14 protein-coding genes and 1 pseudogene are annotated in these 15491 nt (G+C 38.3%); 8 read left to right on the top strand and 7 right to left on the bottom strand.

All coding sequences use genetic code 11. The annotated features are described in order from the left end of the window. Positions 1–100 precede the first annotated feature (100 nt). The 5 genes from GNP35_RS07125 to GNP35_RS07105 all read left to right on the top strand — a co-directional run bounded on the left by GNP35_RS07125 (position 101) and on the right by GNP35_RS07105 (position 5579). Positions 101–835, top strand: coding sequence for a substrate-binding periplasmic protein (locus GNP35_RS07125; protein ID WP_155695462.1), 735 nt, complete (start codon positions 101–103; stop codon positions 833–835). A 300-nt stretch (positions 836–1135) separates the two neighbouring features. Further along, positions 1136–2038, top strand: a complete 903-nt coding sequence (locus GNP35_RS07120; protein WP_196492450.1) for a winged helix-turn-helix domain-containing protein — start codon at positions 1136–1138, stop codon at positions 2036–2038. A gap of 79 nt (positions 2039–2117) precedes the next feature. After that, positions 2118–3566 (top strand): serine hydrolase domain-containing protein, encoded by a 1449-nt coding sequence (locus tag GNP35_RS07115; RefSeq protein ID WP_155695460.1) that lies wholly within the window; start codon positions 2118–2120, stop codon positions 3564–3566. A gap of 154 nt (positions 3567–3720) precedes the next feature. Next, positions 3721–4599, top strand: coding sequence for an AraC family transcriptional regulator (locus GNP35_RS07110; protein ID WP_155695459.1), 879 nt, complete (start codon positions 3721–3723; stop codon positions 4597–4599). Between the two features lie 122 nt (positions 4600–4721). Beyond that, the gene (locus GNP35_RS07105) at positions 4722–5579 is read left to right on the top strand and encodes a nuclear transport factor 2 family protein (RefSeq protein WP_155695458.1); all 858 of its coding nucleotides are present in this window, start codon (positions 4722–4724) and stop codon (positions 5577–5579) included. Positions 5580–6185: 606 nt separating this feature from the next. On the opposite strand, the gene GNP35_RS07100 is transcribed toward GNP35_RS07105, so the two are convergent. Together GNP35_RS07100 and GNP35_RS07095 are read right to left on the bottom strand one after the other, a co-directional pair. Then, positions 6186–7787, bottom strand: coding sequence for an amidohydrolase (locus tag GNP35_RS07100; RefSeq protein ID WP_155695457.1), 1602 nt, complete (start codon positions 7785–7787; stop codon positions 6186–6188). A 115-nt stretch (positions 7788–7902) separates the two neighbouring features. Beyond that, a complete protein-coding gene (locus GNP35_RS07095; protein WP_155695456.1) occupies positions 7903–8793 on the bottom strand; it encodes a LysR family transcriptional regulator in 891 nt (296 codons plus the stop codon). Between the two features lie 140 nt (positions 8794–8933). On the opposite strand from GNP35_RS07095, the gene GNP35_RS07090 reads away from it, so the two are divergent. After that, entirely contained in the window at positions 8934–9539 is a 606-nt protein-coding gene (locus tag GNP35_RS07090; RefSeq protein WP_155695455.1) for a short chain dehydrogenase, read from the top strand. A 114-nt stretch (positions 9540–9653) separates the two neighbouring features. Then, on the top strand, positions 9654–10703 hold the full coding sequence (locus GNP35_RS07085) for an alcohol dehydrogenase family protein (protein WP_155695454.1): 1050 nt from the start codon (positions 9654–9656) through the stop codon (positions 10701–10703). A gap of 104 nt (positions 10704–10807) precedes the next feature. On the opposite strand, the pseudogene GNP35_RS07080 reads toward GNP35_RS07085, so the two are convergent. Continuing rightward, positions 10808–10948: pseudogene (locus tag GNP35_RS07080) on the bottom strand (endonuclease III); the annotation flags it as partial. Between the two features lie 130 nt (positions 10949–11078). Next, positions 11079–12173, bottom strand: coding sequence for a serine hydrolase domain-containing protein (locus GNP35_RS07075; RefSeq protein ID WP_155695453.1), 1095 nt, complete (start codon positions 12171–12173; stop codon positions 11079–11081). A 169-nt stretch (positions 12174–12342) separates the two neighbouring features. Here GNP35_RS07075 and GNP35_RS07070 point away from each other — a divergent pair, with 169 nt between their 5' ends. Further along, positions 12343–13428 carry an AraC family transcriptional regulator gene (locus tag GNP35_RS07070; protein WP_155695452.1) on the top strand — a complete coding sequence of 362 codons (1086 nt, stop codon included), beginning with the start codon at positions 12343–12345 and terminating at the stop codon, positions 13426–13428. Between the two features lie 87 nt (positions 13429–13515). Here GNP35_RS07070 and nth read toward each other — a convergent pair whose 3' ends face one another. Genes nth through rsxG form a run of 3 tightly spaced genes read right to left on the bottom strand, consistent with a single transcriptional unit; the run spans position 13516 to position 15478 of the window. Beyond that, on the bottom strand, positions 13516–14148 hold the full coding sequence (gene nth, locus GNP35_RS07065; protein WP_155695451.1) for an endonuclease III: 633 nt from the start codon (positions 14146–14148) through the stop codon (positions 13516–13518). Between the two features lie 18 nt (positions 14149–14166). Beyond that, positions 14167–14862: an electron transport complex subunit E gene (locus GNP35_RS07060; protein WP_155695450.1), complete on the bottom strand. Its 696-nt coding sequence runs from the start codon at positions 14860–14862 to the stop codon at positions 14167–14169. A gap of 1 nt (position 14863) precedes the next feature. After that, positions 14864–15478: an electron transport complex subunit RsxG gene (gene rsxG, locus GNP35_RS07055; RefSeq protein WP_155695449.1), complete on the bottom strand. Its 615-nt coding sequence runs from the start codon at positions 15476–15478 to the stop codon at positions 14864–14866. Positions 15479–15491 lie beyond the last annotated feature (13 nt).

The following is a 15491-nucleotide window of genomic DNA, read 5'->3' as shown; positions in this document are numbered from 1 at the left end:
GTTTTAAACTAAAACTGATTGACACCAAAACTGATTCCGTCATATTTGGAACACTCCAATTTAAAACAGCGCATGAATTTTTAGCTGTAGAGGTATTAAATTGAAATTTATTTTCGTATTAATTTCGGTTCTTTCTTTTATGTCCCAAGCTGAGCCGTTGCAGTTTGTCGCTGAGGATCTTCCTCCATACCACTTTAAAGATAAATCGGGCGAGGTTAAAGGTGCCTTGGTTGACATAATCAAGGCCTTAGCCAAAGAAGCCGACATTGACTATTCTATTGAGCTATACCCTTTTGCTCGTGCACATCATTTACTTAAAACCAATCCAAATGTCCTAATGTTTTCGTTACTTAAGAGCCCAAGCAGAGAAAATGAGTTTTTGTGGCTAGGTAAAATGTATCATAACGATGCTTTTTTAGTCTCTTTGAAGGGCAGTAATCAAAACGTAGCTAACTTAGAGCAAGCTAAAAACCATGTTGTTGGCACTATTCGTAGTTACTACAGTGAATCATATCTTCGTAATGCAGGCTTTAAGGAAGATGGTAATATGTCACTAAGTGTTAATTATCAGCGCTTATGGCATATGTTATTTACTAACAGGATTGAGTTTGTGTTAACTAATACCCTTTCTTTAAATACAGAGTTGAGTGATCTAAACCTTGATGTGAATGACGTTGAAAGGGTGATTGAGTTAACTGACTTTCCTAATGAATTACACTTAGCCGGAAACTTATCGCTTAGCGCTTCTAAAGCTAAGGCCTTAGAACAAGCTCTTAGAGTAATTAAAGAGAATGGCCAGTTTCAATCGATTTTAAATAATTGGGGACTAAATTAATAACTAACGTTAATTTTTAGTTATCTTTGAATTCACACAAGTATTCAATTAAACACGAACAAATTTTAGTATTCGAGCCCTACAAACACCAAGCTCGTGAAGTATTAACCCGTGCTTCACTTCAACTTTAAATTCTTATGTCACAGTTCTAAAAAGCTTTTGTCAAACTCAGCTCAAAGGTTAGCCTCGAAAAATATTGATGCTGAACCTATTACTTTTAAAGTTTAATAATTGAATCCCAAAAGACATGAAAATTGCTACGATAGAATCATATTAAAAACAAGAAAGGCAATGGTAAGTATGAAAGTTGAACTATTGAATTTTGATGAAAATAGTAACTCTATTGTGTTCAAAGGTAGAGTCATGTCATTAAACCGTTTGAGTTTTAAGTTGCTAAGAGCTTTAGGCGAATCAAATGGAGAAATATTATCTGCTAACCAAATCTCTTCAACTGTTTGGGGAAATAGCACAGTTAGCTCGGAAACAATAAAACAACGAGTGTTTGTATTAAGAAAGGCAATAATGGAGTCTGGAATTGAAGGAATAATAGTGCAATCAGTAAGGGGGGAAGGTTATAGACTCATTATTGATGATGTTAGTGCAAAGCCTGAACCTGAGGTTACGTCTACAAAGCGTACTTTTTATTCTCCCCTCATACAGTACAAAACAACAACTTTAACGATTAGTCTTTTAATGTTAGCAATAATTGCTTCTATCTATATTTTTAGGCCTTCTTCTAACGAACTATATATTAATGATCGAATCGCCCTTTGGACTAATATTAAACCCCATAAATTGATAAACCCAGCTTTAACTGTTTATTCCAATTGGAATGACAAGTTGTTGACGGAGATGAAAGAAAACAATATTAACCTCGTTTTTTCTGAAAAGCAGCAAGACGTTTTAGTTCCTGTTCAAGCTAGAAGAAACAGACTTGCATTAATAAGTTATTTTGAAGTTTTAAAAAAGAATGAAAAATACTTTGTGACCTTAAGCATAGTTGAACCCAAAACAGCCACAGTTTTGAGAAAAGATAGCTTTGAATTAACGCCTGATTTTATTGCAGAGTCACTTTTAAATTCGCAAATAAATGGAATTACGAAACTACTTTCGTCAGGAAAGTTAAACTTAACTAAACAACATAAAGAAAATCCAAAACATCGTATATGGCCTTATTTAAAAGCGTTAGCTAACGAAAAATAACCTTTCATAACTGTTCTTAACCTTTATTTACTAAGGCCTTTTACACATTTGTGCTTCACTCAGTTAAAAGGAGCAGAAAATGAAAATAAAAAAACTAATACTATTAATAGCGTGTTTATGGCCGATGCAGTTATTGGCTGACAACTTAATTTCAAAAACAAACAGTAGCTATGAGCGAAGTGAATTTGAGCAAGAAATAAAGACGCTGTTAAACAGCTTACGTGAAATTACAAAAGTACCGGGATACTCTGTTGCGGTGGTTCATCAAGGGATAACTGTTGCATCTGTCGCCACGGGATATACTGACACTGACAAAAATTTAAAAACGAATGAAGAAAGTATTTTTAGGTTAGCCAGTGTATCAAAAGTAATAGGAGCAACAATGCTCGCTGAGTTGGTGGTTGATGGAAAGTTAAATCCAGATATTGCAATAGGGCAGTATATGCCTGAACTCGATAAGCATTACCACAAGATAACTTTGAGACAGCTTTTATCGCACACATCAGGTATGCCGCATTATCAGGCGAAAGATTATGACATATATAACAAACACTACAGCGCAGCTAGCGAAGCTATATCTACCTTAAAGAGTAGAGACTTATTGGAAGAGCCCGGCAAGGCTTATCATTATTCGACCCATGCCTATACATTAGCTGGCGCTTTATATGAGAAAATTACGGACCAACCGCTTTCAGTGACAATACCTAACTTCATAAAACGATGGACGGGAAAAGACACACCAGCCATAGAGAATATCCTAAACCTTGCTCCTAATACTTCACAGTTATATTCATATTCCTTTGGAAAAATTAAACAAGAAGAGTTTGGTGAGAAATCTTATAGTGTATTTGGCGCAGGTTTATCTTCGACAGCTCTCGATTTAGCTCATTTGGGTTATCAAGTTTTAAATAAAAGTAAAACAAATCCCGCTTACCAAAGTTTGCTGTTTTCTCCTACGTTAACAACAAGTGGAAACATTGTATCTACACCTAAGTTCCAAGTAGGTTTTGGTTGGCGAATTGGCGACGATATGCAAGCAAGAAAAGTTTATCACCATGCTGGTGCTACTCCAGGAGCTCGCTCCGTGCTTGTTCTATACCCGGAACATGGGCTAAGTATTTCTATACTATCTAATACCAGTTGGGTTTCTGGAATCGACAAGATGGCATATTCAATAGCAGGCTTGTATTTGGATGTAGCAAAACCAATCACCTTGCAAACAAATACTAAATATAACGCTTCGTTCGGAGGAACGGTAGCGGCAGGAAAAGTTTTTTGCACCGACGATGAAACAAGCTCAAATTGTTTCATCAAAGACGAAAATACAGCCTTTACAAAGTGGCAAAACAAGTTTAATTCTACTAGCGAATTCACGAATGATTGGCCGATTTATGCTTACACTTCAAGTACAGGTAATCGACTATTGCTTGTGAGTAAAACGGGAATAAACACGCTGTTAAGTGATGGGACTAGCTACAAATTATTAATAGGAAAAGACAAATCCTATTCGCTTAAATTTATTGACTAATTTCTCTCAAAGCAGGCTTTAGCCTAGTCTGTTTTGACTTTAAACTCTCTGGCATACTTAGTGAGTTTGTATTTGTCATATTTAGTTGACGAGACATATTAATTACAGTCAAAAGTAAGGTAATCAAATAGGTAAACTTTAAAAAGGCAACAAAATGCAAATACCTACCATAAATTTTAACCATAAAAAATCGAATCAAGCTGAAGTAGAAATATTTGAACTAGAATCTCTTTATAAGCAAGTTGACCATGAAGACTCACCACAGAAACTCCATCGTATCACTTTTTTTATGTGGGTTTATATTGAGCATGGTTACGGTAGTCACATTGTAGACTTCAAAGAATACGCTTTTAATCCGGGGAGTATTATATTTGTTAGGAGAGAGCAGGTACAAGCATTCGACTTCTCATTAATGCCGGGTGGAAAAGTGATTGTTTTTACACAAGCTTTTCTAGATAAATTACATAGCAATATGCGTTTACCTAATTATACACCAACGCATTTGAGTCAATCTCGTTCCCCAGTTATTCAGCTGGATAAAGCAACGGATATAAGTGCTAAACGACTCATTGATGAAGCAATAAAGGAAATTTCACATAACAACGCAGATCCGCTAATAGTCATGTATCTTTTTTCTTCATTTTCTCTCATGTTGCACAGGTTAAGGCCTGAAGAACGTCATGATAAACTATCTCAAAAACAAAGCGTTATGCTGGCACGTTTTTTTGATCTTCTTCAATCCCACTATGAACATGATCGAGATGCCAATTCTTACGCCTCAAAAATTGGCACGACCTACAAAACACTTAATCAAGTTTGCAAGCTTGCTACTGATATCACTATCAAACAAATGATAGACGCCTTTGTTATTATCGAAATGAAACGTAGACTGGTTATAAGCAATGTTACTACTCAGCAACTCGCCTATGATTTTAGTTTCGAAGATGCAAGTAATTTCGTTAAATATTTTAAGAATCAAACAAAAATGACACCTACACAGTTTCAAAAGCAATTTATCAAACTAGAATTATAATGCTGAAAAAAGTAAAATAAAATTGTTTAGGTTTGATATTGACCATTTTTCGGCTCATTTCCACATAGTTATTAAACCTTTCCATGTTTAATATGTCCTCGACTCCACAAAAGGACAAAATTATGAATAAACTAAATCATTTACTCACAACAACTCTTCTTGCTACTTCAGTTTTAGGCTCTGTAACAATGGCCAATGCAGAAGATATAACTAACCGTGATAAAGCGATTGCAGTAATCTCAAGTATTGAGACTGGCGATAAAAAAGCATTAGCTTTCATTAACTCAAAACAATATACCCAACATAACCTATCTGTAGGTGATGGGATCTCTGGCTTTGGTGCCGTATTACAGCAGATACCTAAGGGAGAGGCGAAAGCTAAGGTTATTCGTGCTATTCAAGATGGTGATTATGTTGCGCTACATACAAAATACAACTTCTTTGGCCCGAAATCTGGCTTTGATATTTTCCGATTTGATAACGGACTAATAGTTGAGCATTGGGACAATTTGCAAGAGATATCTAAACCTAATCCAAGTGGTCGAACACAGTTTGATGGTATTACTAACATAGTCGACCTTGACAAAACTAACGCAAACAAAGCATTAGTCAGAGATTTTGTTCAAGAAATCCTTATTGGAGGTAATATGGCTACGATCAGTAACTTCATTGGAGCAAAAGAGTCAGATTACCTTCAGCACAATGTTGCAGTTGCTGATGGTTTAGAAGGACTTAGTAGCGCCCTTGTTGCATTGGCAAAAGCGGGTAAACCTATGGTATTTGAGAAAAACCATTTGATTATAGGGGAAGGTAACTTTGTTCTGTCCGTCAGTGAAGGGTTGTTTATGAATCAGAAAGTTTCTTTTTATGATCTTTTCCGTATCGAAAATAACAAGATTGTTGAGCACTGGGATACAATTGAATCCATACCCTCTAGATCAGAGTGGAAAAACGAGAATGGTAAATTTGGCTTCATGTAGACTTAAAAATAGACTCACTAAATCGTAGTTTACTGTTTACGTATATCGACAGGTTAAGCAAGCGAGTTATAGCTTGCTTAACGGTTTGCCTAAGGCTCGGCAAGCTTACACGAGACCTTCTTAAATCACGTGTTATAAAGGGTTTTACGCAGTACCCGCTTAAGCCCTATCAGCATTAAACGCTCATTAATTTCTGAAACGATAATTCGGGAAAAAACTAATCCCAAGAGCACCGCAAGAACAAACTTAAAAGTTGAAAGACCCCAGAAGTAATAGGCGGCCCCTAAGAATAAAGATATACAACTCACACGAAACTATAACTGCAATAATTGCAAAACTAGGCAATGAAGTATTTGATTGAATTTCGTCTCGAGCCTGTTCAAGTAACGAAAATTGCTTATCCCTACTTAGTTGGGAAATTTCCTCCAAGCGTTCAATATACTCTTTGATGTCCATTTTTATCCATTGCTAACTTAGTTTGGTTTGAAATACGGTAAATATGTGTGTCTACGGCTATGCGTGGCCCAACTAAAAAGACAAGGAAGTAGTAATCTTATTCCGCTGTTTTTTGGAGCTTAAATACTTGTTTGCCATTTATGTGATTTTCTAAAACTCTAATGTTTCGAATTTCTCCAGGTGCGACTTGTCTAGGATCAGCGGACAAAATGATGAAATCGGCATATTTTCCTTTTCCAAGGTGCCTGAGGTTGTTTCATTATTAAAGGCGTAACTGTTTGTAACGGTATAAGCGGTTAACGCTTCTTCAACAGTTATTTTTTGTTTGGGGACCCAGCCGTTAGGGTGTTTATCATCAAGTGTGCGGCGAGTAACAGCTGCATAGATACCTTCGATGGGTGAAAGCGGGGCTACTGGCCAATCAGAGCCAAAAGTGAGTAATCCGCCAGCATCCAATATACTTTTGAAAGCATAAGTCGTTTGAAGTCTAATTGGACCTATTCTTTGTTCTGCCCAACGCCCATCATCAATCGCGTGGTAAGGTTGCATTGAAACGATGATGCCATGTTCAGCTACTTTTTGAATAGCTTGGGCTGTAGGATGTTGGAAGTGTTCAATTCGATAACGTTTTTCACTAATACTGTCGCCAGCAATATTTTCTAATTGTTTAATAACTGTGTCTATACCTCTGTCTCCCAATGCATGGATAGAAAGACTCAATTCAGCCTCATCAGCACTTTTTAACCATTCATTAAACACCTCAGGATTATTAAGGGGAAGACCATAGTTAGTACTTTCATCATAGTAAGGTTTGTGGAACCATGCTGTGCGCGCACCTAAGGAACCATCAATAAACCCTTTTACGCCACCAAAAGAAAGCAGGTGATCTCCTCGACCCTCATTGCTAACTGTTGATGCTGCATCACTTAAAGACTCAATTGGTGTTGAAACAAAAGAACGTATTTTCATGACCTTACGATCTCGCGCCAATTTAAAATATTGCAACATTTTTGTCTCTGTTGGGTAAGCTGTTACAGCATGAACTTTTGATAACCCAAGTGCTAATGCGTGATTTTGAGCCAATGTAAATTGTTCTAGCAATTCTTCTTCAGAAGGTTCAGGTATAACCTCTAGAATGAGATTAAGGGCATTACCTTTTAATATTCCAGTTGGTTTACCCGTTTTGTCACGCATTATCTTGCCGCCTTCAGGATCTGGCGTATCACGAGTTATATTTGCTAGTTTCAAAGCTAAAGAGTTTGCTAAAGCCATATGTCCATCAGTACGAATTACATAAACAGGGTTTTTGGAGGTTCCCTGGTCAATCCATGACTTATGTGGCAAGAACCCGCCCCATTGTTCGTGGTCCCAATTGCCATTTAATACCCAGCGTTCAGGTTGCAACTCTTGACTAAATTGAATTATTTTCTGTATGAACTCTTCTCGCGACGAAACTTGCCTTAAGTCAACGCTAGCCAGTGCAGCACCGCCCTCAAAAAAATGGACATGATTATCTATAAAGCCATGCATAACAAAACGGCCTTGTAAATCTATGACGCTTTCTGAACTTAAACCGATAGGCACATCAGTACCGACAAAGGCTATTTTATTACCTTTGATAGCTAACACTGTTGCCTGTTCAGCACCTTTAACACCTGTCCATATAGTTCCATTTACGTACAAAGTGTCAACTGTTGAGCAGCCTGAGCATAAGAGCAATATGATTAACATACTCATTGTTTTAGTTTTCAATATTGATCGCACCTAGTTTGTTCCTGAAGTTACTATCTATTTTATATACAAGTAATTTACCCTCTATCATTAAAGATAGGAAAGCATTATCTAAATAAAACTCACTGGGAAAAATTTAAAAGTTCTCCTCTTTTAATTTGTCTATTAGCCATTTTTGAATAGCATCGTCACTATATCTTGGATGCCACGCAGCAATCACATCAAATGGTTCAGGTGACTCCGCTAAGTCGAGTGTGGTTAAACCAAGCCCTTCAATGGCTTTAGATGGCAAGAACGCAATAGAATCTGTCGTTTCCAAGTACATAGGCACAACGGAGAAGCAAGGCGCTGAAACCATAACGTTTCGAACTAAACCAAACTTTTTAAACCAATCGTCAATAGAGCCTTTAAAGTTAGGTCGAGATGGAGAAGCAATAATACTAGGATGAGCGGCTATCTCTTTTAATGACGTATTCATTTTAGAGATGGTTGAATGGTTTGAGGTAACACAAACATGATGCTCTTCAAACAATTTGATCAGAGGGTATGAATCAGGAATATAATCAGGAAAAGCGATGGCTAGGTTTACTTTTCCTGATTCCATTAGCTCGTGAAGTTTATCTATTTCAAAGTCCCTAACAATAATTTTTAGATTAGGCGATTGCGATCTCAATGTGGCTATGAACTGAGGTAACACAACCTGTTGAGCATAATCTGTAGCTGCTATGACGTAAGTGCCTTGCAATGTTTTTGGATCAAAAACTTTAGGCGATAACAACTGCTCAAAATCTCTCAGTACCTTGTCAATGTCAGACGAAATGGATTCAGCAAATGGCGTGGGTACAAAGCCCTTGGTTTTCCTAATAAAAAGTCTATCGTCAAAAACACCTCTTAATTTTTTTAGTTGCTCACTCACTGCTTGCTGAGTAAGGCCAAGCTGGCTGGCAGCCTTTGAAGCATTCTGTTCCCGTATTAGCGCTTGAAAAATTCTTAACTGTTTAATGTCTAATCTGTCTAGGCTACTCATAACGATTCCACAAGAATTAATTTGTCTATATTATAGTTTAACCAATTATTTTGGTATCACTAACAAAATGATTTTGTTTCTAATTGTTCACTGTCTTCAATACTATTCCACCCATCGAAATATCACAGACGGAGAAAGTCATGAAAACTGTAATTTTAATTGGTGCTTTAGGAAAAATGGGACAGGCTGCCTTAACGGGGTTAAGTAATCATAAAGTTATTACCGCAGGGCGATCAGGAGACGTAGATCATAGAGTGGATATCACAGATGAAAATTCTATTCGAGCGTTATATGAGAAGGTTGGTCACTTTGACGCGGTTGTTAACACGGTAGGTTATTGTGAATACGCAACATTTGCCGAAATGACAGAAGCACAATGGATGACAACGGTGATGAGCAAAATGATGGGGCAGATTAACTTAGTTCGAATCGGTCAAGAATACATAGCTGATAGAGGCTCATTTACATTAATTAGCGGTATTCTAAATGTTAAGCCAATTCCTTATGCCATTGCCGATGCCACAGCAAGCGGTGCAATAGATACTTTTGTCAAATGTGTAGCTTATGAAATGCCGCGAGGTAGTCGCATTAATGTAGTTAACCCAACGGTACTATCCGAAGCATGGGATGTTTATGGTGAATTGATGCCCGGGTTTGAACCTGTACCGGGTACTTTAGTTGGTAAAGCATTTGAACGTTCGGTAGATGGCTTCATTAACGGTGAAGTATTATTTGTAGATGCTTAATACGTAAATACTTTATAATAAAAACTCAGCAATTCATTACTGAGTTTTTATTTTCAGTGAAGTACTGAAATCAGCTAAAGAAATTATTTCAACGCTATTTGAAGAGAGGAACTTATGACTCAATTGGTATCCCAAATGAAAGGTGTCGTTTTAACAGGGCATGGCGGGCTAGATAAGTTAGAACTTCGTTTTAATTTAGACCTTCCAGAGCCTAAACAGCATGAAGTGTTAATTCGTGTAAAGGCGGCGGGAATAAATAACACCGATATTAATACCAGAACAGGTTGGTACTCTAAAAGTGATAATGGCGAAAACGATGCAAGCTGGAGCGGAAACGCGTTGGCTTTTCCTCGAATACAAGGTGCTGATGTTTGTGGGGAAATTGTCAAGGTTGGGCGCTCAGTTGAAGCAAGGAGAGTTGGTGAAAGAGTATTGATTGAACCTTGCATCACCGATGTGAACGGGGTTGAAGTTAATCCACCGTGGTACTTTGGCTCTGAATGTAACGGCGGATTTGCTGAGTACGTTACGGTTTCATCTGTTCATGCGTACAAAGTAACTTCTCAGTTCAGCGATATAGAATTAGCCTCATTTCCTTGTTCATACTCTACGGCTGAAAACATGCTGACACGGGCCAAAGTAACTAAATCTGATCGAGTATTGATAACAGGAGCTTCCGGTGGTGTCGGTTCAGCGGCAATACAATTAGCAAAGGCCAGAGGTGCCAAAGTTGTTGCGTTGACAAGTCCAAACAAAACCGAACAAATTCAAATGTTGGGTGCCGATGAAGTTGTATCTAGAGACTTAAGCTTACTTGATACAATAGGTAAAAACAGTGTGGACGTTGTTATTGATTTGGTGGCTGGTAATTTATTTACCGATTTATTGCAGGTGTTAAAACCGAAAGGGCGATATTCTGTTTCTGGTGCTATTGGCGGTGCAATGGTAGCGTTAGATGTTCGAACTTTGTATTTAAAGGACTTAAGCTTCTTTGGGTGCACTGTATTGGAGAAGGGGGTGTTTAGCAACCTAGTTAGCTTGATTGAACAAGGCGATATAAAGCCCTTGATTGCTAAATCGTTTCCTTTAGAAGATATTAAAGAAGCTCAAAAAGAATTTGAAGAAAAAAATCATGTTGGGAAGTTAGTGTTGAACATTAGTTGAAAATATGTGATTGCACTGAAGTTGGCGATGGGCCATTAGGTAAGTACGACAAGCTTTGTTGTTGTCTACTTCTCCCAAAGCCCAAAGCCCAAAGCTCCGAAACACTAGTCGATTTTATCTTTAAACTCACACAAGTCTTCAATCAAACACGCGCCACATTTAGGCTTTCTCGCTACACAAATATAACGACCGTGCAGGATAAGCCAGTGGGGTACGTCTACTTTAAATACATTGGGGACGAATTTTCTAGTATAGGGAGCTGCTGATGCTGTGAGGTCATAGATGACTTACGGCCATTAGAAGAGCTTTTGTTCGACGTCGTCGACGGTTTTGTTCGTTGCAGGCAATAGGCAGCATGCACCGGACTATCGCTTATTACTCCAACATTATACCTAAAATTTTAAGACCTAGCTCCGCCTTATTTTGATATTCCATCCCGGTGTTATTCAACATTACTATCGTTATTTGTTCCTCGGGTAGTTTGACTAACATCGAGCTGCTGCCTTCCAGTCCCCCATCGGCCACTAGAAGCTTTAAATTTGGCTTATTTGATAAAGCAACCGTTTGAACATTCCAACTTGCTTTAGTGTTAGGGTTAAATAAAAATGTCTTGCTGCTTTCGCGGAGTAAACCTTTGCCGTCTAGCGCCTGAGCCCATAGCGTAAGGTCTTCGGTGGTTGAATGCATCGAGCCACTAGCCATAAACAGTGCTAGATTGACATTGTCTCCTGAGCAGAATTCGCCTTCAACATCAGGGCAAAACGAGTACTTACCTGCAATACTCTTGTATTGGCTAGCAAGACCTAAAACTAGCTGTCCTGGACGGTATACATCGGTGTTTTTCATATTCAGCGGCTTTAAGATTTTGTCTTGCAAAACCTGACCAAAACTTTGGCCTGTAACTTGTTCAATCACTGCACCAAGGAGATAGTAGTTAGCGCTTGAGTATTGCCGTTTCAAACCTGCGTTAAACGCAAGCGGCATATCCGCAATCATCGATATAAAAGATTCTTTTGTATGAGGTGAAACAGATTTTCCATTAGTCCAGCCAGGGATATTAAAAAGCCTTGGTATTCCACTTCTATGTGTCAGTAAGTGAAGCAGAGTCACTTCATTTCCATAATTGGCAGGATAATCTGGTAAGTAGCGCTTTAGCGGTTCATCAATGTTTAATTGACCTTCTTCTGCCAGCTTCATAATAACAACTTCCGTAAAGGTTTTTGACAAAGAAGCTATACGAAATTTAGTGTTCGTTGAGTTTGCAATTTGCCACTCCTTAACTGCCATGCCGTAACCTTGATGAAAAACAGGGCTGCCGTTTTGAGTAATTATTGCTGTGCCACTAAAGTCACTATCAACGAATGTTTGATGTATTTGTTGGTGTTGTTTAATGCCAATTTTTTCGGCTTTAACCAGCACTGACATAAAAGTGCCAACAACCAATAAAAATGCGAGTTTTGTAAAATTCATGTTTCCCTCCTAATTGACGTGATATTAGGAAACTCAAGCCACTAAATCGCCCTTAAACGCGTTTGAGGCCCTAAATTGTCAAAGTTTTTGTTGCATAACAAATAAATGGAATGGAAAATCCTAAGGCTCAAAAAAATGGAAAGAGTTTATCCACAAGGCCAAATTAGAAATGAGTCTATTACTTGTAAATTTGAATTCAGTAGTTACCGTGTTGTGCTTGCTGATGGCATTGCATTTGTTTTTCCAAAAGGTTTCTCATTTACTAGCGGTTAGATTACTAGGTGCTTGCTTTTTGGTCCTGGGGCTACATGCATCATTGTTGGGATTAAATTTATCATACGACTCAAATGTGTTCTTCGCCGCACTGCAACCGGCAATGCCCGTATTGTTTGGTCCATTAGCCTATTTGATGTTTCAAAGTGCGTTTCAAACCAACTGGCGATTAAAGCGTACTAGCTTGCTTCATCTTGTTCCTGGAATTTTGATTTTCGTGTTAATGATAAGTGAACAAGGAAGGTCTGTTGCCGATTTTGCGATACTGCTATCGTTACTAGGCTATGCCTTGGTGCTTTCACATTTGAGTTGGTGTAGAAAAACGGCATTAAAGGACGTGTCAGAAGATACGGAAATTGTAGCTCAAGGATTTAACAAAATATTATATCTTTGGCTTTTAATCTTTACCGCATATTCTTGGTTGGTTTTAATTTTCGACGTACTAATAGTCTTGGAAATAAGTACTGGTAAGCAAGCTTTTCAGTCAATTGCCCTGATGATGACCATAGTATTCAAGTTGACTATCATCAGTTTTACGACATTTCTAGCCCTGCAAAAGTCGCCTCTATTAGATTGGCTGTATACATCTTTTAGTACTTCCACTGTAAAAACTATCGAACCTGAAAAGCTTCGAGTTTTCCAAACTACTATTTACGCTTTTGAACAGTTAATTGAAGATGTAACCATTTACACTCAGGAAGTGGTTTCTTTAAAGGCAATGGCTGATAGGCTTGGTGTCACGGCACGTCTTTTCTCGAACGCCATTAATCATCATTATGGTGAGAGTTACACAAGGCGCATGAATCGTTTACGAGTGAACTATGCGGCGAGGTTACTGGTAGAGCAACCACAACGCTCGATTATGGCAGTTATGTTTGACTCCGGGTTTCAAACTAAGTCCAGTTTTAACAAAGAATTCAAAGTACTTACCAGCCTATCGCCGTCTGAGTACCGGGAGAAACAAATGAAAGAAACGCAATGACTGAATTTTTAGAGTTCGCTTTTGTAGAATTGAGCCTTTGAACTAGATGACTGTGACCATCTATTGAACGCCTAAACTGTCTCAACTCTATTCTATTTTCTCTTTAAACTCACACAAGTCTTCAATCAAACAAGCGCCACATTTAGGTTTACGGGCTACGCAGATATAGCGGCCATGTAAGATAAGCCAGTGGTGTACGTCTACTTTAAATTCTTTTGGGACGACTTTTAGAAGCTTTTGTTCAACGTCATCAACGGTTTTACCCATTGCTAACTTAGTTCGGTTTGAAACTCGATAGATGTGCGTGTCTACAGCGATGGTAGGCCAGCCAAACGCAGTATTCAGTACGACATTAGCGGTTTTACGTCCAACGCCAGGAAGGGCCTCTAGCGCTGCTCTATCTTCAGGTACTACTGAGTTATGCAATTCAACCAACATGCGACAGGTTTTTATGGTGTTTTCTGCTTTTGAATTAAATAAGCCAATTGTTTTTATGTAGTCTTTTAACCCATCAACACCGAGATCAAGAATCGCTTGTGGCGTGTTAGCGACAGGATAAAGTTTACGCGTAGCCTTGTTCACACTTACGTCAGTGGCTTGTGCACTTAATAAAACTGCAATTAAAAGCTCAAACGGTGTGGTGAACTCTAGTTCAGTCGTTGGATGAGGGTTGTCATCTCTGAGTCTAGTTAGTATTTCTAAGCGTTTTTCTTTATTCATAATTTTAAATTACTTGCTTTAATTAACGGTAGTTACACGCGCTCGTTCAACGGATTTCACGTCTTTGACTTTTTTCTCGGCTTGCTTAGCATCAATTATATTTTTTAGCGCAATAATAAGACCCATACCGATAAATGCACCAGGCGGCAAAATAGCGAGTAAAAACTGTTGTTCAAACTCAAAGATTTGAACCGTCATGCCTCTCGCCCATTCACCAAATAGCAGGTGAGCTCCATCAAATAGTGTACCTTGACCCAACACTTCACGGGCACCACCAAGAAGCAGTAAAATTGCAGTAAAACCAATCCCCATCATTAAGCCATCTAGTGATGACTCAACAGGACCATTTTTAGAAGCAAAGGCCTCCGCTCGGCCAATAATGGCACAGTTAGTTACAATTAGTGGGATGAAAATGCCTAGCGAGACATACAAACCAAAGGTGTAAGCATTCATCAATAATTGAATGATGGTAACAAAAGACGCAATGATCATAATGAAAACAGGGATGCGTATTTCTTTGGTTACCCATTGCTTAACAAGGGAAATAGTTAAGTTAGAAACAACCAAAACGAGTAAGGTTGCTATGCCAAGCCCCAATGCATTTATGAATGTATTGGTAACAGCCAGTAAAGGACATAATCCTAAGAGCTGAACTAAGGCTGGGTTATTTGTCCAAAGGCCATTGAGGACGATATCTTTCCACTCTGCTGTCATTTTAACTTTCCGCCTCAGTGATGTTGCATTGGTTTTCTAACGCAAAGACTTCTTCAAAAGCTTGTGTTGCATTGTAAACACTTGGTCTAAGTTGGTTAACTATGGCTCTTGGTGTAATTGTTGCGCCTGTAAACTGATCAAACTGACCCCCGTCTTTTTTCACAAACCACTTAGAGTCTTTTAAAGAGCGAACGACTTTATTGTTAAATTCCAGTACCCAATCAGATTTTTCTAATTCAATTTTATCGCCAAGTCCCGGTGTTTCCTGATGAGCAATAGTGCGAACGCCTTGTACCGATCCACTTTTATCAATGGCAACCATTAGTTCAATACGGCCGTTGTAACCTTGTTTTGTTTGCGTTTGAAAAATCATGGCGTAAGGCTCATCGTTCAATGTTGCACGATAAATTTTGGTTGGCTTATTAACGCCTGAAATATCCGAGTTAGTAATCATTACACAGTTATTAAGTGGGTTATTGTCAAACTTATCCTTGTTCAAAACCTGTGTTAGCTTTCGTAAGATATCTTGCTGCTTTTGCTCTTCAATGACAGGGGCCGTTATTAGATGTGTTAATGCCACTAAAAACGTACAGACAGCGGCAAACGCAGTGAGCAAGAGCGCATTTTTT

The organism is Psychrosphaera haliotis (assembly GCF_009728465.1).
GTDB lineage: Bacteria > Pseudomonadota > Gammaproteobacteria > Enterobacterales > Alteromonadaceae > Psychrosphaera > Psychrosphaera haliotis.
The sequence above is the reverse complement of the archived record's forward strand: the minus strand, read 5'-3'. Positions and strand labels throughout refer to the sequence as shown.

Coding starts and splice junctions, on each gene's coding strand:
- GNP35_RS07120 (WP_196492450.1), top strand. CDS start 1,136: ATGAAAGTTGAACTATTGAATTTTGATGAAAATAGTAACTCTATTGTG.
- GNP35_RS07115 (WP_155695460.1), top strand. CDS start 2,118: ATGAAAATAAAAAAACTAATACTATTAATAGCGTGTTTATGGCCGATG.
- GNP35_RS07110 (WP_155695459.1), top strand. CDS start 3,721: ATGCAAATACCTACCATAAATTTTAACCATAAAAAATCGAATCAAGCT.
- GNP35_RS07105 (WP_155695458.1), top strand. CDS start 4,722: ATGAATAAACTAAATCATTTACTCACAACAACTCTTCTTGCTACTTCA.
- GNP35_RS07095 (WP_155695456.1), bottom strand. CDS start 8,793: ATGAGTAGCCTAGACAGATTAGACATTAAACAGTTAAGAATTTTTCAA.
- GNP35_RS07090 (WP_155695455.1), top strand. CDS start 8,934: ATGAAAACTGTAATTTTAATTGGTGCTTTAGGAAAAATGGGACAGGCT.
- GNP35_RS07085 (WP_155695454.1), top strand. CDS start 9,654: ATGACTCAATTGGTATCCCAAATGAAAGGTGTCGTTTTAACAGGGCAT.
- GNP35_RS07075 (WP_155695453.1), bottom strand. CDS start 12,173: ATGAATTTTACAAAACTCGCATTTTTATTGGTTGTTGGCACTTTTATG.
- GNP35_RS07070 (WP_155695452.1), top strand. CDS start 12,343: ATGAGTCTATTACTTGTAAATTTGAATTCAGTAGTTACCGTGTTGTGC.
- nth (WP_155695451.1), bottom strand. CDS start 14,148: ATGAATAAAGAAAAACGCTTAGAAATACTAACTAGACTCAGAGATGAC.
- GNP35_RS07060 (WP_155695450.1), bottom strand. CDS start 14,862: ATGACAGCAGAGTGGAAAGATATCGTCCTCAATGGCCTTTGGACAAAT.